This window comes from Serratia sp. SM04 (genome assembly GCF_040280225.1).
Lineage (GTDB): Bacteria > Pseudomonadota > Gammaproteobacteria > Enterobacterales > Enterobacteriaceae > Serratia > Serratia sarumanii.
The window spans coordinates 26,295-50,756 of sequence record NZ_JBEOQT010000005.1 but is presented as its reverse complement, the minus strand read 5'-3'; the positions used below and the strand labels follow the sequence as shown (position 1 = coordinate 50,756).

Sequence of the window (24,462 nt, the reverse complement as noted above, 5' to 3'; positions counted from 1 at the left end):
GGTCATTTCTTCTTGATGGGCGGCTGTTTCTTTTGCCAGGCCAGCAGCTCGAACACGCCAAAGATAAAGATCTTGGCTTCTTGCCAGTAGCTGATTGGCTGATCCTTCGGCTGGGTGGATTTCAACAGCACCAGCTGCAGGCCGTGCATCACCACCATAAAGAACAGCGCCACGTCGATGAAATACTTCAGCGGCTTGGGAAAAGGATGGAACAGGTTAGAGAGCAGGAAGCCCCACACGCACAGCATCAGCAGGCGGCCCAGATTAATCAGCATGGTCGGTTTTCTCTTGCGAACGAATATAAAGGCGATAGGCCACCTGGCCGGCGACCTTCTCCCGGTGCAACTGCCAGCTGGCAGGCACGTCCGCCGCGGCGCTTTCCGCCTCGGCTTCTACATAGATCCAGGCCTCGTCGGCCAGCCAGCCACGCTGCTCCAGCAGCAAGGCGGTCTCTGCCAGCAGGCCTTTGCGAAACGGCGGATCGAGGAACACCACGTCGAACGGTTGGCCCTCGCCCGCCAGCCAGCTCAGCGCGTTGGTGTTGATAACCACCCCCTTGCCCTGCAGCAGCGCCAGATTTTTTTCCAGCTGCTGCGCCACCGGCCGTTCGAATTCCAACAGCGTGGCGCTGCCGGCGTAGCGCGACAGCGCTTCCAGCCCTAATGCGCCGCTGCCGGCGAAACAGTCCAGGCAGCGCGCGCCCTGAATCACCGGCGCCAGCCAGTTGAACAGGGTTTCGCGCACCCGATCGGTGGTGGGGCGCAGCCCCGGGCTGTTCGGCACCGGAAGCTTGCGACCGCGCCATTGGCCGCCGATGATGCGGATCTGTCCGGCTGCGGCCTGGGGCGGTTTTTTGGCCGCCGCCCGTGGCGAGAGTCTTGTCATAAGCGTTGTTTGATTTCTTTTGCGGCGCGGAGCCGTAGAGGTTAACGAAAAGTTGCCCCTATTCTACCGGTGACGGGCTTCGGGGGGAACGGTAAAACTTTGTTGTCTGATTTCACACCGGAAAGCATGCCGGATGCGTGTTGCTGCGCGAGGGAAAGTGATAGACTCGGCGGATTATTGTCAGCATATATCCTTCAGGTATGTAGGGTAAGCGAGCCTTCGGTACGGAGTAGAGTCATAACATGGCAAAAGATAAGAAACGTGGGTTTTTCTCCTGGCTGGGGTTTGGCCAGAAGGAAAAGGAAGAAGAGCAACAGCAACCTGAGCAGCCGGTAGAGCAGGCGGAGCCTCAGGCCGCGGAGACGCCGGCTGAACCGGCCACCGCCAAGCTGGATGACAAGCTCCCCGCCCAGGAATCTGAACCTGCCGCCTCCGTCGACACCCCGGGAGAGTGGGATAGCGGCCAGGCCGGCGAACCCATCGCGGAAAACCTGCCGGCGGCGGCCGAACACCCGACGGCGCAAGCGTTGGCCGAAGAGATTGTCAGCGTGACCGAGCAGGTAGTGGCGCAACAGCAGCCGGTCGTCGAACCCGAGCCGGTTGTCGAACCTGAGCCGGTCGTTGAGCCAGAGCCGGTCGTTGAACCCGAGCCGATCGCCGAGCCTGAGCCGGTTGTTGAGCCCGAACCGGTCGTCGAATCTGAGCCAGTTGTTGAGCCTGAGCCAGTTGTTGAGCCTGAGCCGGTTGTCGAGCCCGAGCCGGTTGTTGAGCCCGAGCCTGTCGTTGAACCTGAGCCGGTCGTTGAACCCGAGCCGGTTGTCGAGCCAGAGCCGGTCGTTGAACCTGAGCCAGTTGTTGAGCCTGAGCCGGTTGTCGAGCCTGAGCCGGTCGTTGAACCCGAGCCGGTTGTCGAGCCCGAGCCGGTTGTTGAGCCCGAGCCAGCCGCTGAGCCCGAGCCAGCCGCTGAGCCCGAGCCAGCCGCTGAGCCCGAGCCGGTCGTCGAACCAGAATCGGAGCCGGAAGAAGAAGCGCCGCTTGAACCTGTGGTGCCGGCCGCTGCGCAAGAGCAGGAGCGGCCGACCAAAGAGGGCTTCTTCGCTCGCCTGAAACGTAGCCTGCTGAAAACCAAGCAAAACCTCGGCTCCGGCTTTATGGGGCTGTTCCGCGGTAAAAAGATCGACGACGACCTGTTCGACGAGTTGGAAGAACAGCTGCTGATCGCCGATGTCGGCGTGGAGACCACGCGCAAGATCATCACCTCCCTGACCCAGCACGCCAGCCGCAAGCAGCTGAAAGACGCCGAAGCACTGTACGGCAAGCTGAAGGAGGAAATGTCCGAAATTCTGGCCAAGGTCGATCAGCCGCTGGATGTCAGCGGGAAAACCCCGTATGTCATTCTGATGGTCGGCGTGAACGGCGTGGGTAAAACCACCACCATCGGCAAGCTGGCGCGCCAATTCCAGGCGGAAGGCAAGTCGGTGATGCTGGCGGCGGGGGATACTTTCCGCGCCGCGGCGGTGGAGCAGCTGCAGGTGTGGGGCGAACGCAACCGCATTCCGGTGGTGGCGCAGCATACCGGGGCGGATTCCGCTTCGGTGATCTTCGATGCGGTGCAGGCCGCCAAGGCGCGCGGCATCGATGTCTTGATCGCCGATACCGCCGGTCGTCTGCAGAACAAATCGCACCTGATGGAAGAGCTGAAGAAGATCGTCCGCGTCATGAAAAAACTGGACGACCAGGCCCCCCATGAGGTTATGCTGACGCTCGATGCCAGCACCGGCCAGAATGCGGTCAGCCAGGCGAAATTATTTAATGAGGCCGTGGGCTTAACCGGCATCACGCTGACTAAACTGGACGGTACCGCCAAGGGCGGGGTGATCTTCGCCATCGCCGATCAGTTCGGTATCCCGATTCGCTATATCGGCGTCGGGGAAGGCATCGAAGATTTGCGGCCGTTTAAGGCTGACGATTTTATTGAGGCACTTTTTGCCCGAGAGGATTAATACGGATGATTCGCTTTGAACAGGTCAGTAAAGCTTATCTGGGCGGACGGCAAGCGCTGCAGGGGGTCGATTTCCATCTGCGCCCGGCGGAAATGGCGTTTCTGACCGGCCATTCCGGCGCGGGGAAAAGTACCCTGCTGAAACTGATTTGCGGTATCGAGCGGCCCAGCGCCGGCCACATCTGGTTTGGCGGCCACGACATCAGTCGTTTGAAAAACCGCGAGGTGCCGTTCCTGCGTCGGCAGATCGGCATGATCTTCCAGGATCACCACCTGCTGCTGGATCGCACGGTGTATGACAATGTGGCGATGCCGCTGATCATCGCCGGCGCCAGTACCGAAGACATCCGCCGCCGCGTCTCCGCCGCGCTGGACAAGGTCGGTTTGCTGGATAAAGCGAAGAACTTCCCGATTCAACTGTCCGGCGGTGAGCAGCAGCGCGTGGGCATCGCCCGTGCGGTGGTGAACAAGCCGGCGGTGTTGCTGGCGGATGAACCGACCGGCAACCTGGACGACGCGCTGTCGGAAGGCATTCTGCGCCTGTTTGAAGAATTCAACCGCGTCGGCGTCACCGTATTAATGGCGACGCACGACACCGGGCTTATCGCCCGCCGCAATTACCGCATCCTGACGCTGAGCCAGGGCCGCATGCAAGGGGGCGCTCACCATGGCCAATAACGCAAAAACCGCCAAGAGCAAGGCGCTGCGCGGCGGCTGGCGCGAGCAGTGGCGTTACGCCTGGATGAATGCCATCAAAGACATGCTGCGCCAGCCGTTGGCGACGCTGTTGACGGTGATGGTGATCGCCATCTCCCTGACGCTGCCGAGCGTGTGCTACATCGTGTGGAAAAACGTCAGCACCGCGGCCAGCCAGTGGTACCCGACGCCGCAGCTGACGGTCTACCTGGATAAATCGCTCGACGACGACGCGGCGCTGAAAGTGCTCGACGCCATCAAGGCGGAAGCCGGCGTGGAGAAGGTGAATTACCTGTCGCGTGAAGAAGCGCGCGGCGAGTTCCGCAACTGGTCTGGCTTTGGCGGCGCGTTGGACATGCTGGAAGAGAACCCGTTGCCGGCGGTGGCGATCGTTACGCCGAAGATGAGCTTCCAGAGTTCGGATACCCTCAACACCCTGCGCGATCGCGTGGCGGCGGTGCAGGGCGTGGAAGAAGTGCGTATGGATGACAGCTGGTTTGCCCGCCTGGCGGCGCTGACCGGGCTGGCGGGCCAGATCGCGGCGATCATCGGCGTGCTGATGATCGTGGCGGTGTTCCTGGTGATCGGCAACAGCGTGCGTCTGAGCATCTTCAGCCGCCGCGACACCATCAACGTGATGAAGCTGATCGGCGCCACCGACGGTTTTATCCTGCGGCCGTTCCTTAACGGCGGGGCGATGCTCGGCTTTGCCGGCGCGCTGCTGTCGCTGGTGCTCTCCGGCGCGCTGGTGTGGCAGCTGGAGTCGGTAGTCGCCGGGGTAGCCAAGGTGTTCGGCACCACCTTCACCCTGCACGGGCTGGGCTGGGACGAGGCGCTGCTGCTGCTGATCATCTCCGCGATGATCGGTTGGATCGCCGCCTGGCTGGCGACGGTGCAACATTTACGCCGATTTACACCACAGTAAGATTTTTTTGGTATACTCTTCTCCTGCTGCTTTTGATCGCGTTGCGGGAGAAGAGTGACCTCAAGCGAAGTCAGCACCACACCTCTCTTCTTAGCGCACAAATTCCCTATCGGCCTGCACCTTCGTCACGTATTGTCAGCAACAATGCTTGCAAAAAAGGGTGAACTTATAGGGCGGAGTACGGTCAAAAATTGCAGCAAATGTTAAGGTGCCCGGCGTGTGGAACCGCTTTTGCTTCAGCAACTGCCGTAGAATCAATCATTTCCCCGCTGTAATAATCACCTGCATGATTTTGTATTCTCATAGAGAGGGTTTGAATGACCAAAGAAATGCAAACTTTAGCCTTAGTACCCCAAGGTAGCTTGGAAGCCTATATCCGGGCAGCCAACGCCTATCCGATGCTGACGGCAGAGGAAGAGCGGGAGCTGGCTGAACGGCTGCATTATCAGGGCGATCTGGATGCCGCTAAGCAGCTCATCCTGTCTCACCTGCGCTTTGTCGCTCATATTGCCCGCAACTATTCAGGCTATGGTCTGCCACAGGCGGATCTGATTCAGGAAGGCAATATCGGCCTGATGAAAGCCGTTCGCCGCTTCAACCCTGAAGTCGGCGTGCGTCTGGTTTCCTTTGCGGTGCATTGGATTAAGGCCGAAATCCACGAGTACGTATTGCGCAACTGGCGCATCGTGAAAGTGGCGACCACCAAAGCGCAGCGCAAGCTGTTCTTTAACCTGCGCAAAACCAAACAGCGTTTGGGCTGGTTCAACCAGGACGAAGTGGAACTGGTGGCCCGCGAGCTGGGCGTAACCAGCAAAGACGTGCGCGAGATGGAATCTCGCATGGCGGCGCAGGACATGACGTTCGATCCGACTCCGGACGACGAGGCCCGCGATGGCCAGTCGATGGCGCCGGTGCTGTACCTGCAGGACAAGAGCTCCGACTTCGCTGAAGGCATTGAGGAAGATAACTGGGAAAGCAACGCCGCAGACAAACTGGCCTATGCGCTGGAAGGTCTGGACGAGCGCAGCCAGCATATCATCCGCGCCCGCTGGCTCGACGACGACAACAAGTCGACGCTGCAGGAGCTGGCCGATCAGTACGGCGTTTCCGCCGAACGCGTGCGCCAGCTGGAAAAGAACGCCATGAAGAAATTGAAAATGGCGATCGAAGCCTGAGTCGATGCGATATTCGAAAAAAAAGCCCGGCAAGCCGGGCTTTTTCATGCCTGAAATTCGGCGTTATGGCGCCACGGCGGTAAAGTCCGGCGCCGGGCAGTCGTAGCCGAATTTCGCCGCCCACGGGTAGCGAGTGCCGGTGTTGATGTAGCGTTGATAAAGCGCCCGGCCGGTCTTGGCGTCGCGCTTGATAACCCAGCTGGCGGCGTTACACAGCACGGCGGCATAGGCCTGGCTCTTCGGCGGCAGCAGATCGGCCGCCTGTTGCGCCAGCCCCACTGCCTGCCAGCGATAGTGCAGGAAACGGTTGTCCTGCGCCGGCAGCGCCGCCTTGGCGCGAGCCGCTTCTGCGCTGTCGATCCAGCTTTTGTGCTTCAGCTCGCGAGTATCGAACGCATCCCCCAGATAGGAATAGCCGGCGCCATAGATGGCGTAGTCCGGCGTCATCTCATAGCCGGTAAACTCCAGCCCCTGGGCGCGCAGCAGGTTGGCCGCGCGATAGTAAGCTTGCGCGCGTGCCAGCGGCGCGGCGGACTTGTCCTTGGCGGCCTTCAGCTCATCGGCGTACTGCTGCGCCGCTTGCCGGTAGTTAGGGATATCGAAATAGGCCTGCGCTTCCGCGGCCCGCCCGGCGCGCATCAAGCGCCGCGCCAGCAGTTCGCGCAGCTGCACTTCCGGCGTGATTTGCTGGCCACCACCGTAGTCGTCCGGGTTAACCGGCTTGAGCGGCGTCGTCGGCGCCGGGGCGTACTTATCGACAAAGCCTTTCAACTCATCGACGGTCAGCACGCGCTCCGCCACGTCGGCCACGTCGGCCCAGTAGATCGCCTTGCCGCGATACAGCAGGTCCATCGCCTGCAGATAGTCGCCGCGGTTCAGCGCCAGGATAGCCTGTTCGCCGGCCACCCGGCACTCGGGGACGATGGTTTCCGCGACGAAGTCGGCGTTGCGCTGTTCGCCCCAGCTTTCGTCGGCGGGGAACGCGCTTGCCGCCTTGGCGTAGGCGGCGGTGGCGGCTTTCACGTCGCCGTCGCGCAGCGCCATTTTGGCGCGCAGCCACCACGCCAGGCCGCTGTCGCCGGCGTTTTTCAGCAGGCTCGCCGCCATCGGGTACTGCCCGGAACGGTAGGCCAATGCCGCCAGCCGATCGCTGCCGGCGAAGCCGCTTTTCACCGTGCCGTCCAGCAGCGTCAGGATCTGGCTGATGATCTGGGCAGAGCGGCCGTTGCCGTCGGTATCCGCCATTTGCAGGTTGCCGCTGCGGGCGAACAGCTCAATGGTCACCAGCTGCTGGATCAACGGATCGCCGATCACCTGCTTCAGCGTTTCCAGATGGTCGGGATTGACCAGGTAGCTGGAGACGTACTGCAGCGACTGCCCGCCGCTCGGATCGCCCTGCGCCGCCTGCTGTGCGTACAGGTGGGCAGCGGGGGCGACGTCACCCAGCCACAGGTGGATGCGCGCCTGCTGCCCGAGGCTGCTCAGCGCCAGCTGGTCGGGATCGGCGGCGCCGCTTTTCACCCGATCGATCACCTGCTGGAACGCCGCCAGCGCCTGTTCAAGTTCGGCTTTAGGCGGATGCTCGGCGGCGGGGGCCGCTTCACCCGATTCATTCACCGGCGTACCGTGGTCAGCCATCAACACCCGCCCAAGTGAATACTGCGCCCGCAGCCCCCAGTCGCCCTGTTCGGCGGCCGGCAGCTTCAGCACCTGCTGGAAATAGTCTGTGGCGCGCGGATCTTGGCTGGCGAAAGCGACGGCGCCCAGTTGATAAAGGCGTGCGGCGTTGGACAACCCCTGAGTATTGACGGCGTCAGCCTCTTCCACCGTTTTGGCGGCGCGCATTTTGCCGATCGCCACCGTTTCCGGCGACTGCGGCATCGGTTTCGGCGGCATCGGCGGCGGCGGGGCTTGCCAGTGCGGCAGCTGCTTATCCGCCGGCACCAGTCGGCCGGCTTCGAAGGCGAAATTGCCCTCCGGCATATACAGCAGGGTGCCGTTGCGGTCGATCAGTAGCCGGTTAGGGAAATCCGGGCCGCAGGCATAGCCGCTCAGCGGCAGCGCGGCGCCGATCAGCATGGCCAGCGGAAGAAGGCGGCGGGTGTTCCGTGCCGCGCGCGTATCAAGGTGTGACAAGGGTGCCTCCTGGCGTCAGTTGTTGGCAGCGCAGCCAGCCCAGCGGCCGGGATTGCCCGGCGCGCAGCTGATCGCCGCTGATGCGAATAAAGCGTTGCCGCTGCGGTGCGGATTCCAGCCGGTAGTTGCCGACCGCATCCGCCGCCAGGCAGTCGTCGGCGCGGATGGCCACCTCTTGCGGCAGCGGGGCGTCCACCGGCCCGTTGTTATGAATTATCAGATCATACAGCCCGTTTTGCTGTGGCTGAGGCCTAAATTTTATCTGCCAGTCGACGTTCAGCGGCTGCCGTTCGATCACCGCTCGCAGCGTGGCGAGCGACCAGGCGCGCCGATCGTCCGCCAGCGGCAAGCGGAACCAGATAATGCCGCGCAGCCGGGGCGGCGTTTGCTGCGCCAGCGTCTGCAGAAAATCGGCGATCTGCTGCGGCGCGACCGTCAGCTCGCGGCCGTTGCCCGCCACGCGCAGCGAGGACTCGCTCTCCACCTGCGCGCCCTGCGCATCAAACCCCAGCAGCGCCATGCCGTAGGCCGGCAGCGCGACGCGAAACGGCTTCGGTGTGACGGAGGCGTACTGCCGCACCCAGCGCAGCGCCAAGGAGCCGTCAAACAGCCCCTGCTGCGGCGAGAGCACCGCATGTACCTGCAGGACGGAGCTGTCGGCCTGTTGCAGTACGCCGGGCAGAGCGGGTGAGCCGATCCAGGCCGGCAGGGCGGTGATGCCGAGCTGCAAAGCGGCGGGCAGCCGTTGGCGCAGTTGCTGCAGAAAGCGTTGGTAGTCCGGCAGGCGGGCGGTGGCGGCGTCATGATCGATCTCGACGCCGGTGACGGGCAGCCCGGCCGCCTGCCAGCGTTGGGTGAGCGCCAGCAGACGCTGGATAATGGCTTCTTGGTCCAGCTGTGGCAGCTGGCCGTCGAGGCGCGCCACCAGCCAGAGCGGGCGGCCGTCCTGCTTCAGCAGGCTGAGATCGGCTGGGATCTCCCGCCAGCCTTCGCGCGGATGCACCTGCAGCGCCAGCACGCGCAGCCCACCGAACAGATCGCGGCTGCGCGCCAGCGCATCGGCGTGCTGCGGCGTCCAGACCCGCTGCCAGATATAAACCTGCTGATCCCAGCCTGAGGCCAGGCGCAGCGCCTGCTGGCGCCCGAGGAGCGCGGCCGCCAGCCCCAGCGCAATCAAGATCAGCGCCGCCAGCCGGCGTTTCATTTTTGCCAGAGATCGCCCTGCGGTGCGAAGCCGCAGGCGCGCATGAAGTTATCGACTTCCCCGCGTTCGCGCGGCGCCAGGCCGGCGGTCGACAGCTGCCAGTGGGCGATCTGCGGCAGCTGACGCTGCGCATCCTGTACCAGGTAAAGACCGACGCCGCGGCGGCGCGTCACTTCGCGTACCAGCAGGTCCTGCAGCTCGGCGCGGTCGTTCTGCAGCGCGATTTTCACCGCCCCCAGCAGCCGCTCGTTGAAGCGGGCGGCGAACAGCGCCTTGCCGTCGCTCAGCCAGCTCTGCCACTGTTCCGGCTGCTGGTGCGGCCAAATTTTGCCGAGGTCGATAAGGTCTTGCGGGGACAGCGCGGTCAGGCGCTCGATGGTCAGTTTCATGCAGAATTTCCGCGCAGCTAAATGATGCCGACAGTGTAATAGATCTTGTGCAGAGCGTTGTGTAAGTTTTTCTGTACGATTACTGTGCAATATGTTTTTTGCACGGGGCATTTTCCGAGTAAATAGTTAGTAAACGGATTGTTAACCAGCACAACGCACTACGCCTCAAGGTAAAGAGCGCAGATTTAATTCGAATTTTATCCTGTTTACACCGCTTGTTTCTGCCTGATGAAGTTGATTTGCAGAAGAAAATTCCTGTTTAATGGCATGAAAAATAAAGTCTTATTAGAAAATAATGCCGACAAAGCGCCTAAATCATTATTACTTATAACAAAAGCGGTCAATAACGATCCGGTGCAGGCAAACACAACAGGTACGTTCACAACGACAGATGGGGATTTGCGGATGAAATTAACAACAGGTAAGGCACTGCTGGCGGGTTGTATTGCGATGGCCATGAGCCAGGCGGCCATGGCGAAAGACATCAAGGTGGCGATCGTCGGGGCGATGTCCGGCCCGGTCGCGCAGTATGGCGACATGGAGTTTACCGGCGCGCGCCAGGCGATTGCCGACATCAACGCCAAGGGCGGCATCAAGGGCGACAAGCTGGTCGGCGTGGAATACGACGACGCCTGCGACCCGAAACAGGCGGTTGCGGTCGCCAATAAGGTGATCAACGACGGCATTCGCTACGTGATCGGCCACCTGTGCTCCTCGTCCACCCAGCCGGCGTCCGATATTTATGAAGACGAAGGCGTGATCATGATTACCCCGGCGGCCACCAACGCCGATCTGACCACCCGCGGCTACAAGATGATCATGCGCACCACCGGCCTGGACTCGGATCAGGGCCCGACCGCCGCCAAATACATCCTCAGCGACATCAAGCCGAAGCGCATCGCCGTGGTGCACGACAAGCAGCAATATGGCGAAGGCCTGGCGCGCTCGGTGCGCGACAGCCTGAAAAAACAGGGCACCGAAGTGGCGATGTTCGAAGGCATCACCGCCGGCGACAAAGACTTCTCCACCCTGGTGGCGCGCCTGAAGAAAGAGAATATCGACTTCGTGTATTTCGGCGGTTACTACCCGGAAATGGGCCAGATCCTGCGCCAGGCCAAGCAGGCCGGGTTGACCACCCGCTTCATGGGGCCGGAAGGCGTGGGCAACTCCTCGCTGTCCAACATCGCCGGGGCCGCTTCGGAAGGCATGCTGGTGACGCTGCCGAAGCGCTACGATCAGGTGCCTGCCAACCAGCCGATCGTCGATGCGTTGAAAGCCAAGAAGCTGGATCCGACCGGCCCGTTCGTCTGGACCACCTATGCCGCGCTGCAGTCGCTGACCACCGGCATGGAGCGCAGCGGCAGCCAGGAGCCGGCGGACATCGTCAAGGATCTGAAAACCGGCAAGCCGGTGGAGACCGTGATGGGGCCGCTGAGCTGGGATGACAAGGGCGATCTGAAAGGCTTCGAGTTCGGCGTGTTCGAGTGGCATGCCAACGGCACGTCCACACCGATCAAATAAGCCATAATGATTAGGGTGGGGCGCGGCTCGCTGCGCCCGGCGGGTCGGTTTGCCGGCCCCGTCTCCCTTTACCCGCCGGTTCTCCGCCGGCGGGTTTCGCAGCCAAGGGTTCAGAGTATGTCAGAGCAGCTCCTCTATTTTCTGCAGCAGATGTTCAACGGCTTAACGTTGGGCAGCACCTATGCATTGATCGCCATCGGTTACACCATGGTTTACGGCATCATCGGCATGATCAACTTCGCCCACGGCGAGGTGTACATGATCGGCAGCTATGTCTCCTTTATCGTTATCGCCGCCCTGATGATGCTCGGCATCGACGTCGGCTGGTTGCTGATCGGTGCCGCGTTTCTGGTCTCGATCGTCATCGCCAGCGCCTACGGCTGGAGCATCGAGCGGGTGGCCTACAAGCCGGTGCGCAACTCCAAGCGCCTGATTGCGCTGATCTCGGCCATCGGCATGTCGATATTCCTGCAAAACTACGTCAGCCTGACGCAGGGCTCACGCGATCTGGCGCTGCCCAGCCTGGTGACCGGCCAGTGGGTGCTGGGGGAAAGCAACGGCTTCGCCGCCACCATCAGCACCATGCAGCTGACCATCTGGCTCGTGACCTTCCTGGCGATGCTGGCGCTGACGCTGTTTATCCGCTATTCGCGCATGGGCCGCGCCTGCCGCGCCTGTGCGGAAGACCTGAAGATGGCCAGCCTGCTGGGCATCAACACTGACCGGGTGATCTCGCTGACCTTCGTCATCGGGGCGGTGATGGCGGCGGTGGCCGGGGTGTTGCTCGGCCAGTTCTACGGCGTCATCAACCCCTACATCGGCTTTATGGCCGGCATGAAAGCCTTCACCGCCGCGGTTCTGGGCGGCATCGGCAGCATTCCCGGCGCGATGATCGGCGGCCTGGTGCTGGGCGTGGCGGAAGCGCTGACCTCCGCCTACCTGAGCACCGAATACAAAGACGTGGTGTCGTTCGCGTTGCTGATCGTGGTGCTGCTGATCATGCCGACCGGCATCCTCGGGCGTCCGGAGGTTGAGAAAGTATGAAACTCAATCTGCTCAATGCGCTGATCGCCACGGCGGTGCTATTCGTGATGGCGTCGTTCCTGATGGGCATGCAGCTTAGCCTGGACGGCACCAAGCTGGTGGTGCACGGCGCGGCGGAAGTGCGCTGGATGTGGATCGGCATCGGCTGCGTCATCGTCTTTTTCTTCCAGCTGTTGCGCCCGCTGCTGCAGCAGGGATTGAAAAAAGTCTCCGGCCCGGCGTTCGTGCTGCCGAGTTTCGACGGCACCACGCCGCGGCAAAAGCTGCTGGCGGCTCTGCTCATCGTCGCGGCGGTCGCCTGGCCGTTCCTGGTATCGCGCGGCACGGTGGATATCGCCACCCTGACGCTGATCTACGTGATGCTGGGCCTCGGCCTCAACGTGGTGGTGGGCTTGTCCGGCTTGCTGGTGCTCGGCTACGGCGGTTTCTACGCCATCGGCGCTTACACCTACGCGCTGCTGAATCACTATTACGGCCTCGGCTTCTGGGAGAGCCTGCCGCTGGCGGGCATCGTCACCGCCGCCTTCGGCTTCCTGCTCGGTTTCCCGGTGCTGCGGCTGCGCGGCGACTATCTGGCGATCGTGACGCTCGGCTTCGGTGAGATCGTGCGCATCCTGCTACTGAACAATACCGAGATCACCGGCGGGCCGAACGGCATCAGCCAGATCCCGAAACCGACCTTTTTCGGCCTGGAGTTCAACCGCAGCGTGCGCGACGACGGTTGGGATACCTTCCATAACTTCTTCGGCCTGAAATACGATCCGAGCGATCGCATCATATTCCTGTATCTGGTGGCGCTGCTGCTGGTGGTGCTGACGCTGTTCGTCATCAACCGCCTGCTGCGCATGCCGCTGGGGCGCGCCTGGGAAGCGCTGCGCGAAGACGAGATCGCCTGCCGCTCGCTGGGCCTCAGCCCGACGCGCATCAAGCTGACCGCCTTTACCATCAGCGCCGCTTTCGCCGGGTTTGCCGGCACGCTGTTCGCCGCGCGCCAGGGCTTCGTCAGCCCGGAATCTTTCACCTTCGTCGAATCGGCCTTCGTGTTGGCGATCGTCGTACTGGGGGGCATGGGCTCGCAGTTCGCGGTCATTCTGGCGGCGATCCTGCTGGTGGTGTCGCGCGAACTGATGCGCGATCTGAATGAATACAGCATGTTGCTGCTGGGTGCGCTGATGGTGTTGATGATGATTTGGCGGCCGCAGGGGCTGCTGCCGATGAAACGGCCGCAGCTGAAGCTGCAGGCGGCGGACATTCACGCGGGCAAGGGGGAGCAGGCATGAGCGTTCAACCTTTACTGCAGGTGGAAGGCCTGTCGATGCGTTTCGGCGGGCTGCTGGCGGTCAACAACGTGGCGTTGACGCTGAACGAAGGCGAAATCGTGTCGCTGATCGGCCCCAACGGCGCCGGTAAGACCACGGTGTTCAACTGCCTGACCGGTTTTTACCGCCCGACCGGCGGCACCATCAAATTGCGCGATCGCCACCTGGAAGGGCTGGCGGGGCAGGCCATCGCCCGCATGGGCGTGGTGCGCACCTTCCAGCACGTGCGGCTGTTCCGTGAAATGACGGTGATCGAGAACCTGCTGGTGGCGCAGCATCAGCACCTGAAAAGCGGCGTGTTTGCCGGGCTGTTGAAAACCCCGGCCTTCCGCCGCGCCGAAGCCGAGGCGCTGACGCACGCGGCGGAGTGGCTGGAGCGCGTCGGCCTGCTGGAGATGGCCAACCGTTCGGCGGGCAACCTGGCCTATGGGCAGCAGCGGCGGCTGGAGATCGCCCGCTGCATGGTGACCCGGCCGGAGCTGCTGATGCTGGACGAACCGGCCGCCGGCCTCAACCCGAAAGAGACCGACGAACTGGATCACCTGATCGTCGAGCTGCGCGATCGGCATAAGGTATCGGTGCTGCTGATCGAGCACGACATGAAGCTGGTGATGGGCATCTCCGACCGCATTTACGTGGTGAATCAGGGCACGCCGCTGGCGCAGGGCACACCGGCGGAGATCCGCAGCAACCCGGACGTGATCCGGGCTTATTTGGGCGAAGAATAATATGTTGTCATTCAATCAGGTATCCGCCCATTACGGCAAAATTCAGGCGCTGCATCAGGTCAGTCTCACGATAAGCCAGGGCGAAATCGTGACGTTAATCGGCGCCAACGGCGCCGGTAAAACCACGCTGCTCGGCACCCTGTGCGGTGAGCCGCGCGCCAGCGAAGGCAGCATCGTCTTTCAGGATCAGGACATCACCCAGTGGCAAACCTCGCGCATCATGCGCGAAGCGGTGGCGATCGTGCCGGAAGGGCGGCGCGTCTTCTCGCGCATGACGGTGGAAGAAAACCTGGCGATGGGCGGCTTCTTCGCCGATCGCCGGCAGTATCAACAGCGCATCGAACGGGTGTTCACTCTGTTCCCGCGCCTGCTGGAGCGCCGAAACCAGCGCGCCGGCACCATGTCCGGCGGCGAACAGCAGATGTTGGCCATCGGACGCGCGCTGATGAGCCAGCCGAAGCTGCTGCTGCTCGACGAGCCCTCGCTCGGGCTGGCACCGATCATCATCCAGCAGATCTTCGACATCATTCAGCAGCTGCGGGAAGAGGGCATGACCATCTTCCTGGTGGAGCAAAACGCCAATCAGGCGCTGAAATTGGCGGACCGCGGTTATGTGCTGGAAAACGGCCGCGTGGTGTTGGAAGATACGGGGGCTGCATTGTTAGCCAACGAAGCAGTGAGGTCGGCGTATCTGGGCGGTTAATCCGCCCCCCTACGAATTAAAATAATCAGGTACGAGAAGAAGAAATGAAGACAGAAGGGTTACTCGCGCAGCGCATCGTTAACGTAAAAAGTTCGGCCATCCGTGAATTGCTTAAACACAGCAAGATGGAACACGTCATTTCGCTGGCGGGCGGCATCCCCTCTGATGCGCTGTTCGATTTCGAAGGATTGAGCATCGCCACCCAGCAGGCGATCACCGAACAGCCGAAAAGCGCGTTCCAGTATGGCCTGACCGAGGGCAGCCCGCTGCTGCGTGAGCGCATTTGCGCGCTGTGCGCCGAGCGCGGCGTCACCGCTGGTGCGGAAGAGGTGATGGTCACCGCCGGCTCGCAGCAGGCATTGGATTTGGTGATGCGCGCCATCGTCAACCCCGGCGACGTGTTCGTGGTGGAGCGCCCGACCTACCTGGCGGCGCTGCAAACGCTGGAGCTGGCGGAGGCCAACATCATGTCGGTCTCGTCCGACAGCGACGGCATGGTGGTGGAAGAGCTGGCCGAGCTGCTGAAAACCCAGCGCATCAAGGGCGTGTACGTGGTGCCGAACTTCGGCAACCCCAGCGGCATCACCCTGAGCGCCGCGCGCCGCGAACTGCTGGTGAAACTGGCCGCTGAACATAACTTCCTGATCATCGAAGACGATCCGTACGGCGAGCTGCGTTTCACCGAAGAGCGCCACCCGACGCTGCATCAGGTGTCGCAGCGGGTGCTGGGCAACACCGACCACATCATTTATACCTCGACCTTCTCCAAGATCCTGGCGCCGGGCCTGCGGTTGGGCTGGGCGATCCTGCCGCCGTTCCTGCTGCATAAAGTGGCGATCATCAAGCAGGCGGCGGATCTGCACGCCAGCGCGCTGTCGCAGAGCATCGTCGAATGCTACCTCGGCCTGGATCGCCTGCCGGCGCAGATCGACAAGATCCGCGCCGCCTACAAGCAAAAGGGCGAGATCCTGGCCGGTTTGGTGGAGCAGGAGCTGGGCGACTACATCACCTTCGATAAGCCGAAGGGCGGCATGTTCCTGTGGGCGCGTTTCCGCCAGCCGTTCAACGCCACCGAATGGCTGAATACCACGCTGCAGCAGGGCGTGGTGTTCGTGCCGGGGGAATACTTCTTCTCCGACAATCCGGATCGTTCGACCTTCCGCCTGTCGTTCGCCACCGCCACCGAGCAACAAATGCAGGAAGCGGTGGCGCGCCTGCGTCGTTCGCTGTAATCCCCGCGGCGGCGGAGCGCATGCCCGCCGCCGACATCAAACTGCCATCTTCACTTCACTCTCCTGTCACATGGCTGTCACTTTTTAGTTATTTTTCTGTCATCCGCGCATGGCATGTTAGCTTCCGAACAAAAAACTGATTCTTTTCGCTCACGCGCTTTTACACCAGCTTTTTTCAGGAGTTAGGCATGCTCACCTACGCTATTCGCAAAACCACGCTGTGCGTCGCATTGACCCTGGCGGTCAGCACTCAGGCGCTGGCGGCGACCGAGATCCCGTTCTGGCATTCGATGGAAGGCGAACTGGGTAAGGAAGTGGACTCCCTGGCGGATCGCTTCAACCAGTCGCACAGCGACGTCAAGATTGTGCCGGTTTACAAAGGCAACTACGAACAGAGCCTGGCGGCGGGCATCGCCGCTTACCGCTCCGGCAAGGCGCCGGCGATCCTGCAGGTTTACGAGGTGGGCACCGCCACCATGATGGCCAGCAAGGCCATCAAACCGGTCTATGAAGTGTTTAAAGAGGCCGGCATCAACTTCGACGAGTCGGTGTTCGTGCCGACGGTAGCCGGCTATTACACCGACAACAAGAGCGGCCATCTGCTATCGCAGCCGTTCAACAGCTCCACGCCGGTGCTGTACTACAATAAAGACGCCTTCAAGAAGGCCGGCCTGAACCCGGATCAGCCGCCGAAAACCTGGCAAGAGCTGGCGGCGGATACCGCCAAACTGCGTGAGGCCGGCATGAAGTGCGGCTACGCCAGCGGCTGGCAGGGCTGGATCCAGCTGGAGAACTTCAGCGCCTGGCACGGCGTGCCGTTCGCCAGCGAAAACAACGGTTTCGGCGGCACCAACGCCAAGCTGGAGTTCAACAAGCCGCTGCAGGTCAAGCATATCGCGCTGCTTGAAGCGATGAACAAGAAGGGCGATTTCACCTACTTCGGCCGCAAAGACGAATCCACCGAGAAGTTTTATAACGGCGACTGCGCCATCACCACCGCGTCATCCGGTTCGCTGGCGGACATCAAGCACTACGCCAAATTCAACTACGGTGTCGGCATGATGCCGTACGACGCCGATGCGAAAAACGCGCCGCAGAACGCCATCATCGGCGGGGCCAGCCTGTGGGTGATGAACGGCAAAGACGCCGCCACCTACAAGGGCGTGGCCGAGTTCCTGCAGTACCTGGCGCAGCCGGAAATCGCCGCCGAATGGCACCAGAAGACCGGCTATCTGCCGATCACCACCGCGGCTTACGATCTGACCAAGCAGCAGGGCTTCTACGACAAGAACCCGGGGGCCGACGTCGCCACTCGCCAGATGCTGAACAAGCCGCCGTTGCCGTTCACCAAGGGCCTGCGCCTCGGCAACATGCCGCAGATCCGCAGCGTGGTGGATGAGGAGCTGGAAGGCGTATGGACCGGCAAGAAAACGCCTCAGCAGGCGTTGGACGCCGCCGTGCAGCGCGGTGACGTGCTGCTGCGCCGTTTCGAAGCATCGACCAAGTAACCCTGCGTCGCGGGCCCGGCAGACCGGGCTCGCGTCTTCACGCCGATCCTTCCGTACCCGATTAATGGTTTAACTGCTATGTCATCTTCCCGTCCCGGTTTCGGCTGCAGCTGGTTGCCCTATGCGTTGGTGCTGCCGCAGCTGCTGATTACCGCCGTCTTCTTTTTATGGCCCGCCGGCGAGGCGCTGTGGTATTCGGTGCAGAGTCTCGATCCGTTCGGCCTGTCCAGCCAGTTTGTCGGGCTGGATAACTTTAAGCAGCTGTTTCAGGATCCTTACTACCTCGACTCGTTCTACACCACGCTGATCTTCAGCTTCCTGGTGGCGGGCATCGGGCTGGCGGTTTCGCTGTTCTTCGCCGCGCTGGTGGACTACGTGCTGCGCGGCAGCCGCCTCTATCGCACGCTGATGATCCTGCCCTATGCGGTGGCGCCGGCGGTGGCGGCGGTATTGTGGATCTTTCTGTTCAACCCCGGCCTGGGGTTGATCACCCATTTCCTCAACGGGCTGGGCTATAACTGGAACCATGCGCAAAACAGCGGCCAGGCGATGTTCCTGGTGGTGCTGGCCTCGGTATGGCAGCAGATAAGCTATAACTTCCTGTTTTTCCTCGCGGCGCTGCAGTCGATCCCGCGCTCGCTGGTGGAGGCGGCGGCCATCGACGGCGCCGGCCCGATACGGCGTTTCTTCCATCTGGTGCTGCCGCTGATCGCGCCGGTGAGCTTCTTCCTGCTGGTGGTCAATCTGGTGTACGCCTTCTTCGATACCTTCCCGGTGATCGACGCCGCCACAGGCGGCGGGCCGGTGCAGTCCACCACCACGTTGATCTACAAGATCTACCGCGAAGGCTTCGCCGGATTGGATCTCTCCAGCTCCGCCGCGCAGTCGGTGATCCTGATGCTGCTGGTGATCGGCCTGACGGTGATCCAGTTCCGCTTCGTTGAACGTAAGGTGCGCTATCAATGATTGAGAATCGACGCGGGCTGGATATCTTCAGCCATGTGATGCTGATTATCGGCGTGCTGGTGGTGCTGTTCCCGCTGTACGTGGCCTTTGTCGCCGCCACGCTGGACGACAAGCAGGTGTTTCAGGTGCCGATGACGCTGGTGCCCGGCGGCCACCTGTGGGAGAACATCCGCAATATCTGGCAGGGCGGCGTGGGCAACCTCAAGGTGCCGTTCTCGCTGCTGCTGCTGAACAGCGTGATCATGGCGCTGGCGATCACCTTCGGCAAGATCGCGGTGTCGGTGCTGTCGGCTTACGCCATCGTGTACTTCCGCTTCCCGCTGCGCAGCCTGTTCTTCTGGCTGATTTTCCTCACCCTGATGCTGCCGGTGGAGGTGCGTATCTTCCCGACGGTGGAGGTGATCTCCAACCTCAACCTGCTGGACAGCTACACCGGCCTGACGCTGCCGCTGATGGCCTCGGCCACCGCGACCTTCCTGCTGCGCCAGTTCTTCATGACGCTGCCGGATGAGCTGCTGGAGGCGGCGCGTATCGACGGCGCCGGGCCGATGCGTTTCTTCTGGGACATCGTGCTGCCGCTGTCGAAAACCAATCTGGCGGCGCTGTTCGTCATCACCTTTATCTACGGCTGGAACCAATACCTGTGGCCGATCCTGATCACCAGCGACGCCTCGATGGGCACCGCGGTGGCGGGCATCAAGAGCATGATCTCCACCTCCGGCGCGCCGACCCAGTGGAACCAGGTGATGGCGGCGATGATTCTGACTTTATTGCCACCGCTGGCGGTGGTGCTTCTGATGCAGCGCTGGTTTGTGCGCGGTCTGGTTGATAGCGAGAAATAACGACGATGGCAGGATTAAAACTACAGGCGGTCACCAAGTCTTACGACGGTAAAACGCCGGTGATCAAACAGATCGACCTCGACGTGGCGGACGGCGAATTCATCGTGATGGTCGGCCCGTCCGGCTGCGGCAAATCCACGCTGCTGCGGATGGTGGCCGGGCTGGAACGCACCACCAGCGGCGATATCTATATCGATACCCGGCGCGTGACCGATCTGGAACCCAAGGATCGCGGCATCGCGATGGTGTTCCAGAACTACGCGCTCTATCCGCACATGAGCGTGTACGACAACATGGCCTACGGCCTCAAGATCCGCGGTTTCGGCAAGGATCATATCCGCCAGCGGGTGGAAGAAGCGGCACGCATCCTGGAGCTGGAGCCGCTGCTCAAACGCAAACCGCGCGAGCTTTCCGGCGGCCAGCGCCAGCGCGTGGCGATGGGGCGCGCCATCGTGCGCGAACCGGCGGTATTCCTGTTCGATGAGCCGCTGTCCAACCTGGACGCCAAGCTGCGGGTGCAGATGCGCCTGGAGCTGCAACAGCTGCACCGCCGTCTGAAAACCACCAGCCTGTACGTGACCCACGATCAGGTGGAGGCGATGACGCTGGCGCAGCGGGTGATCGTAATGAACAAGGGCGTGGCGGAGCAGATCGGCACCCCGAGCGAGGTGTATCAGCGGCCGGCTTCGCTGTTCGTCGCCGGCTTTATCGGATCGCCGGCGATGAATCTGCTGCCAGGCACCCTGAGCGCCGACGGCGGCCAGCTGCTGCTGGCGGACGGCATGGCGCTGCCGTTGCCGGTGGCCAAACCGCAGTGGGCGGGGCGGCCGTTGACGTTGGGCATTCGGCCGGAGCATATTCAGTTGGTGGCGCAAGGCCAGGGCGTGCCGCTGCAGCTGCAGACGCTGGAGCTGCTGGGGGCCGATAATCTGGCGCACGGCCAGTGGGGCGGCCACGGGGTGATCGTGCGGCTGTCGCATGAAACCTTGCCGGCGGCGGGCAGTACGCTATATTTGCAGCTGCCTGCTCAGGCGCTGCACTTCTTTGACACCGACAGCGGATTACGGATGGATTGATGACCAGACACTGGCCTTACCCTCATATTGTCGCCCACCGCGGCGGCGGTTCTCTGGCGCCGGAAAACACCCTGGCGGCGATCGACGTCGGCGCGCGCCACGGCCACAAGATGATCGAGTTCGATGCCAAGCTGGCGCAGGACGGGCAAATTTTCCTGCTGCACGACGACACGCTGGATCGCACCAGCAACGGCTGGGGCGTGGCGGGCGAGCTGCCGTGGGACAAACTGGTGCAGCTGGACGCCGGCAACTGGTACAGCTCGGCCTTCAAGGGCGAGCGGCTGCCGCTGCTGTCGGAGGTGGCAGAACGCTGCCAGGAACACGGTCTGATGGCCAATATCGAGATCAAGCCGACCACCGGCAGCGACGATGAAACCGGCCGGGTGGTGGCGCTGGCGGCGCGGCTGCTGTGGCAAGGGCAGACCGATCCGCTGCTTTCTTCCTTCTCGGTGGACGCGCTGGCGGCGGCGCAGCGCACCGTGCCGGATTTGCCGCGCGGCCTGCTGCTGGAGGACTGGGACGACAACTGGCGCGAGCTGACCGAACGCCTGGATTGCGTCTCGCTGCATATCGATCACAAAGCGCTGACCGCCGAGCGGGTAAAAGCGTTGAAAGACGCCGGGCTGCGCATTCTGGTGTATACCGTCAACCAGCCGGATCGCGCGCGCCTGCTGCTCGACTGGGGCGTTGACTGCATTTGCACCGACCGGATAGATTTAATCGGCCCGGATTTTTAATCCGGCGCCGATGAATCCCGCGACGACAAGCCTTGCCGCCGCACCACCGGAAGGAATGCGATGCCTGGCTTTATGATGTCACTGTGGCACCAGATCGTGCTGTCTTTACCGCTGTTTGTGCTGATCGCGTTGGGTTATGGGCTGATTCGCTGGGGGAAATGGCCTGCCGGCATCACCGATGGCCTGACGCGCTTCGTGTTTTCCCTCGCCTTGCCCGCCATGCTGTTTCGCATGATGTGCGACTTCTCGCAGCGCCCGGCGGTCGACGCCCGGCTGCTGATCGCGTTTTTCGGCAGTTGCCTGATCGTGTTCGTGCTCGGCCGTCTCGTCGCCCGGCACCTCTTTCGGCTGGATGGCGTCGCCGGATCGGTGTTTGCGCTGGGCGGCATTTTCTCCAATAACGTGATGCTCGGCTTGCCGATCGCCGGCGTAATGCTGGGGGAGGCGGCGATCCCGTCGGTGGCGCTGGTGCTGGTGTTCAACGGCCTGATCCTGTGGACGCTGGTGACGGTGTCGATCGAATGGGCGCGCAACGGCTCGCCGACGCTGAGCGGTTTCGTTAAAACCGCGCGCAGCGTGCTGACCAATCCGCTGATCGTCGGCATTCTGTCCGGCACCCTGTTCAGCCTGACCGGCCTGCCGCTGCCGACCTTCGTCGATCGGCCGATCAGCATGCTCGGCCAGGTGGCGGCGCCGCTGTCGCTGGTGGTGCTTGGCATGGGGCTGGCGGAGTACCGCATCGGCGAAGGCTGGCGGCTGAGCAGCGCCATCTGCGTGCTGAAACTGCTGGTGCAGCCATTAGTGATTTGGCTGCTGGCCTGGATGATGGATCTGCCGCCGATGGAAACCCGCGTTGTGGTGCTGCTGGGCTCGATGGCGGTGGGGGTGAACGTCTACCTGATGTCGCGCCAGTTCAATACGCTCACCGGCCCGGCCGCCACCAGCCTGGTGATGTCCACCGTGCTGGCGGCGATCACTACGCCGCTGATCCTCACCGTTATGGGCGTGCGGGCGTAGCCGGCATCGGCGCCTGCGGCACCGCCGGCGCGGTGCGATTGAACGGATCGCGCGGCTGGTTGCCGTTGGGCAGCAGCTGCCCGCCGTTCGGCGTGGTTTGCAACAGCTGCTGCCGTTGATTGTCGAACTGCCGTTGCTGCTGCAGGCGGCGTTGATCCATCTGCCGATTGTTCAACAGGCGCTGTTGCTGAGCCTGTTGGCTGTTTTGGTTGAGCAACTGCTGCTGTGAGCGCAGGTCGGTTACGCCGTTGGCCGCCGCAGCAAGGCCGGGCAGCCACAGCAGAACAAACAGGATGTGAGAAGTTTTCATAATGGTTACCTCGCCTTTTTATTAAGCCTAACCCAACGGTGAAATTTTGCCGGTAGTTTGTCTTTTGTTCAGATGTAAACCGCCTTTTCGCCAACGCGGCGCGCATCTTCCGTTACAATCGCCCTTTCGGTCTTTTTAGGGTGAACCCATCGTGCTGCTTTTGGTTATAACCACCATCCTGTGGGCGTTTTCTTTCAGCCTGATTGGCGAGTACCTGGCGGGCCAGGTCGACAGCGGGTTCTCGGCGCTGGTGCGCATCGGGCTGGCGGCGTTGGTGTTCCTGCCGTTTCTGCGCTGGCGCAATATCAAGCCCAGGGTGATCCTGCTGTATATGCTGGTGGGCGCCTTCCAACTGGGCATCATGTACCTGTTCAGCTTCCGCGCCTATCTCTACCTGACGGTGCCCGAATTCCTGCTGTTCACCGTGCTGACGCCGCTGTACATCACCTTGATCTACGATTTGCTGAGCGGCCGGCGTCTGCGGTGGGGCTACGTATTCAGCGCGCTGCTGGCGGTGCTGGGCGCGGCGATCATCCGCTATCACCAGCTGAGCGAACACTTTTGGTGGGGGCTGCTGTTGGTGCAGGCGGCGAATATCAGCTTCGCCATCGGCATGGTCGGCTATAAGCGCCTGATGGAAGTGCACCCCTTGCCGCAGCACACCGCCTTTTCCTGGTTCTACCTGGGGGCGGCGGTGGTGGCGGTGGTGGCCTGGTTCCTGTGGGGCAATCCGCAGCAACTGCCGACCACCAATCTGCAGTGGGGCGTGCTGATCTGGCTGGGCGTGGTGGCATCGGGGCTGGGCTACTTCATGTGGAACTATGGCGCGACGCAGGTGGATGCCGGCACGCTCGGCATCATGAACAACATGCATGTGCCGGCCGGTTTGTTGGTCAACCTGGCCATCTGGCAACAGCAACCGCATTGGCCGAGCTTTATCATCGGCGGGGCGGTGATCGTCGCTTCGCTGTGGGTGCATCGCCGCTGGGTGGCGCCGAAACGGCTCGGCTAAGCGGGCGGGCCACCCGGCACGTTTATACGTCGGCCGTCAACGCTTTGGCGCCGGCAGCGCCAGGGCGTGCCGCGTCGCGCACAAACGGCAGATGATCGCAGGCGTGCTGGCGGGCCGAGCGGATAAAGGCTTCGGTCACCGCCTGGCGCTGTTCGCCGTCGCGCACGGCGGCGTACAAGCGGCTCCACAGGCCGTCACCCAGGGTTTTGGTCACTATCAGCCCCTGTTGTTCGAAACTTTCCACCACCCAGTGCGGCAGCGCCGCAATCCCCATCCGCGCCGATACCATCTGGATCAGCAGCAGCGTGTTATCGACGTTCTTCAACGCCGGGCTAACGCCCGCCGGCTGCAGAAAATGCCGCCAGATATCCAGCCGCTGGCGCTGCACCGGGTAAATCAACAGCGTTTCGTCACTCAAGTCTGCCGGCTCGATGTGCGGCTTGCCGGCCAGCGGATGATCCGGCGCCAGCACCAGGCGTACCTCGAAATCAAACATCGGTGAATAGTGCAGGCCGCTGCGCGGCAGAATATCCGACGTCATCACCAGATCCAGCTCGCCCTGTTGCAAGGCCGGCTGCGGATCGAAAGTCACGCCGGAAGTAAAGTCCATCACCACCTGCGGGAAACGCCGGCGGAAGTTGTCCAGCGCCGGCGTCAGCCACTGAATGCAGCTGTGGCATTCGATGGCGATGCGCAGCGTGGTCTGATGCGGCTCGTGGCAGGCCTGCAGCGCCTGCTGGATCTGCGGCAGCACCTGCTCCGCCAGCTGCAGCAGGATCTCGCCCTGGGCGGTGAAGCGCAGGGGCTGGCTCTTGCGCACGAACAGCTTGAAGCCCAGACGTTGCTCAAGATCGCTGAACTGGTGCGACAGGGCAGACTGCGTCTGATGAAGTTGGGCCGCCGCCCCCGCCAACGAACCGCTGTTGCGCAGGGCCTGCAGCGTCCGTAAATGTTTCAGTTCGATCATGAGAGTCCTTCACATTGACAGTGAATAAATTGCGCTTGTGGTTAATACAGTACCTGCTGATTATGGAT

At 62.2% G+C, this 24,462-nt stretch carries 24 protein-coding genes; 17 read left to right on the top strand and 7 right to left on the bottom strand.

Going from position 1 to position 24,462, the window contains the following annotated elements; genetic code table 11:
* Nucleotides 1-2: 2 nt before the first annotated feature.
* On the bottom strand, nt 3-275 hold the full coding sequence (locus ABTW55_RS09475; RefSeq protein WP_004934327.1) for a DUF1145 family protein: 273 nt from the start codon (nt 273-275) through the stop codon (nt 3-5).
* The gene (gene rsmD, locus ABTW55_RS09470; protein ID WP_033636678.1) at nt 265-885 is read right to left on the bottom strand and encodes a 16S rRNA (guanine(966)-N(2))-methyltransferase; all 621 of its coding nucleotides are present in this window, start codon (nt 883-885) and stop codon (nt 265-267) included. Before rsmD ends, ABTW55_RS09475 begins: the two co-directional genes overlap by 11 nt.
* Before the next feature lie 242 nt (nt 886-1,127).
* Between rsmD and ftsY the strand changes: the two genes are divergently transcribed.
* From ftsY to rpoH, 4 genes are all read left to right on the top strand, one after another.
* Complete coding sequence (ftsY, locus tag ABTW55_RS09465) at nt 1,128-2,888, top strand: signal recognition particle-docking protein FtsY (RefSeq protein WP_060423390.1); 1,761 nt, start codon at nt 1,128-1,130, stop codon at nt 2,886-2,888.
* Nucleotides 2,889-2,893: 5 nt separating this feature from the next.
* Nucleotides 2,894-3,565: a cell division ATP-binding protein FtsE gene (ftsE, locus tag ABTW55_RS09460; RefSeq protein WP_004934337.1), complete on the top strand. Its 672-nt coding sequence runs from the start codon at nt 2,894-2,896 to the stop codon at nt 3,563-3,565.
* Nucleotides 3,555-4,508, top strand: coding sequence for a permease-like cell division protein FtsX (gene ftsX, locus ABTW55_RS09455; protein ID WP_033636680.1), 954 nt, complete (start codon nt 3,555-3,557; stop codon nt 4,506-4,508). The genes ftsE and ftsX overlap by 11 nt, the downstream gene beginning before the upstream one ends.
* Nucleotides 4,509-4,825: 317 nt before the next feature.
* Nucleotides 4,826-5,683, top strand: a complete 858-nt coding sequence (gene rpoH / locus ABTW55_RS09450) for an RNA polymerase sigma factor RpoH (protein ID WP_004934345.1) — start codon at nt 4,826-4,828, stop codon at nt 5,681-5,683.
* A gap of 63 nt (nt 5,684-5,746) precedes the next feature.
* Here rpoH and ABTW55_RS09445 read toward each other — a convergent pair whose 3' ends face one another.
* Genes ABTW55_RS09445 through panM form a run of 3 tightly spaced genes read right to left on the bottom strand, consistent with a single transcriptional unit; the run spans nt 5,747 to nt 9,412 of the window.
* A complete protein-coding gene (locus tag ABTW55_RS09445; protein ID WP_110620907.1) occupies nt 5,747-7,762 on the bottom strand; it encodes a hypothetical protein in 2,016 nt (671 codons plus the stop codon).
* Between the two features lie 43 nt (nt 7,763-7,805).
* The gene (locus tag ABTW55_RS09440; RefSeq protein WP_033655139.1) at nt 7,806-9,023 is read right to left on the bottom strand and encodes a DUF3142 domain-containing protein; all 1,218 of its coding nucleotides are present in this window, start codon (nt 9,021-9,023) and stop codon (nt 7,806-7,808) included.
* Nucleotides 9,020-9,412, bottom strand: coding sequence for an aspartate 1-decarboxylase autocleavage activator PanM (gene panM, locus ABTW55_RS09435; protein WP_033636683.1), 393 nt, complete (start codon nt 9,410-9,412; stop codon nt 9,020-9,022). The genes ABTW55_RS09440 and panM overlap by 4 nt, the downstream gene beginning before the upstream one ends.
* 405 nt (nt 9,413-9,817) lie before the next feature.
* Between panM and ABTW55_RS09430 the strand changes: the two genes are divergently transcribed.
* From ABTW55_RS09430 to ABTW55_RS09375, 12 genes are all read left to right on the top strand, one after another.
* Nucleotides 9,818-10,933, top strand: a complete 1,116-nt coding sequence (locus ABTW55_RS09430) for a branched-chain amino acid ABC transporter substrate-binding protein (protein ID WP_033636684.1) — start codon at nt 9,818-9,820, stop codon at nt 10,931-10,933.
* A 117-nt stretch (nt 10,934-11,050) separates the two neighbouring features.
* Nucleotides 11,051-11,977 (top strand): high-affinity branched-chain amino acid ABC transporter permease LivH, encoded by a 927-nt coding sequence (livH, locus tag ABTW55_RS09425; RefSeq protein WP_015376290.1) that lies wholly within the window; start codon nt 11,051-11,053, stop codon nt 11,975-11,977.
* Nucleotides 11,974-13,257, top strand: a complete 1,284-nt coding sequence (locus ABTW55_RS09420) for a high-affinity branched-chain amino acid ABC transporter permease LivM (protein WP_060423385.1) — start codon at nt 11,974-11,976, stop codon at nt 13,255-13,257. The genes livH and ABTW55_RS09420 overlap by 4 nt, the downstream gene beginning before the upstream one ends.
* Nucleotides 13,254-14,024: a high-affinity branched-chain amino acid ABC transporter ATP-binding protein LivG gene (gene livG / locus ABTW55_RS09415; protein ID WP_043148327.1), complete on the top strand. Its 771-nt coding sequence runs from the start codon at nt 13,254-13,256 to the stop codon at nt 14,022-14,024. Before ABTW55_RS09420 ends, livG begins: the two co-directional genes overlap by 4 nt.
* 1 nt (nt 14,025) lies before the next feature.
* Nucleotides 14,026-14,727 carry a high-affinity branched-chain amino acid ABC transporter ATP-binding protein LivF gene (gene livF / locus ABTW55_RS09410; protein ID WP_033636687.1) on the top strand — a complete coding sequence of 234 codons (702 nt, stop codon included), beginning with the start codon at nt 14,026-14,028 and terminating at the stop codon, nt 14,725-14,727.
* Nucleotides 14,728-14,771: 44 nt separating this feature from the next.
* A complete protein-coding gene (locus tag ABTW55_RS09405; RefSeq protein WP_033638994.1) occupies nt 14,772-15,959 on the top strand; it encodes a PLP-dependent aminotransferase family protein in 1,188 nt (395 codons plus the stop codon).
* 188 nt (nt 15,960-16,147) lie between these two features.
* A complete protein-coding gene (gene ugpB, locus ABTW55_RS09400; RefSeq protein ID WP_033636688.1) occupies nt 16,148-17,467 on the top strand; it encodes a sn-glycerol-3-phosphate ABC transporter substrate-binding protein UgpB in 1,320 nt (439 codons plus the stop codon).
* A 78-nt stretch (nt 17,468-17,545) separates the two neighbouring features.
* On the top strand, nt 17,546-18,433 hold the full coding sequence (gene ugpA / locus ABTW55_RS09395; RefSeq protein WP_060423382.1) for a sn-glycerol-3-phosphate ABC transporter permease UgpA: 888 nt from the start codon (nt 17,546-17,548) through the stop codon (nt 18,431-18,433).
* Nucleotides 18,430-19,275, top strand: coding sequence for a sn-glycerol-3-phosphate ABC transporter permease UgpE (gene ugpE, locus ABTW55_RS09390; protein ID WP_019455301.1), 846 nt, complete (start codon nt 18,430-18,432; stop codon nt 19,273-19,275). The genes ugpA and ugpE overlap by 4 nt, the downstream gene beginning before the upstream one ends.
* A 5-nt stretch (nt 19,276-19,280) precedes the next feature.
* A complete protein-coding gene (locus ABTW55_RS09385; RefSeq protein ID WP_033649662.1) occupies nt 19,281-20,351 on the top strand; it encodes a sn-glycerol-3-phosphate import ATP-binding protein UgpC in 1,071 nt (356 codons plus the stop codon).
* Nucleotides 20,351-21,088 carry a glycerophosphodiester phosphodiesterase gene (gene ugpQ, locus ABTW55_RS09380; protein WP_033649663.1) on the top strand — a complete coding sequence of 246 codons (738 nt, stop codon included), beginning with the start codon at nt 20,351-20,353 and terminating at the stop codon, nt 21,086-21,088. The genes ABTW55_RS09385 and ugpQ overlap by 1 nt, the downstream gene beginning before the upstream one ends.
* Nucleotides 21,089-21,148: 60 nt before the next feature.
* A complete protein-coding gene (locus ABTW55_RS09375) occupies nt 21,149-22,105 on the top strand; it encodes an AEC family transporter (RefSeq protein ID WP_033655134.1) in 957 nt (318 codons plus the stop codon).
* Here the strand turns inward: ABTW55_RS09375 and ABTW55_RS09370 are convergent.
* Nucleotides 22,086-22,415 (bottom strand): hypothetical protein, encoded by a 330-nt coding sequence (locus tag ABTW55_RS09370; protein ID WP_033649665.1) that lies wholly within the window; start codon nt 22,413-22,415, stop codon nt 22,086-22,088. The genes ABTW55_RS09375 and ABTW55_RS09370 overlap by 20 nt on opposite strands.
* Nucleotides 22,416-22,566: 151 nt before the next feature.
* Here ABTW55_RS09370 and ABTW55_RS09365 point away from each other — a divergent pair, with 151 nt between their 5' ends.
* Nucleotides 22,567-23,427 carry a carboxylate/amino acid/amine transporter gene (locus tag ABTW55_RS09365; protein WP_033649666.1) on the top strand — a complete coding sequence of 287 codons (861 nt, stop codon included), beginning with the start codon at nt 22,567-22,569 and terminating at the stop codon, nt 23,425-23,427.
* A 22-nt stretch (nt 23,428-23,449) separates the two neighbouring features.
* On the opposite strand, the gene metR is transcribed toward ABTW55_RS09365, so the two are convergent.
* The gene (metR, locus tag ABTW55_RS09360; RefSeq protein WP_033655133.1) at nt 23,450-24,394 is read right to left on the bottom strand and encodes an HTH-type transcriptional regulator MetR; all 945 of its coding nucleotides are present in this window, start codon (nt 24,392-24,394) and stop codon (nt 23,450-23,452) included.
* Nucleotides 24,395-24,462 lie beyond the last annotated feature (68 nt).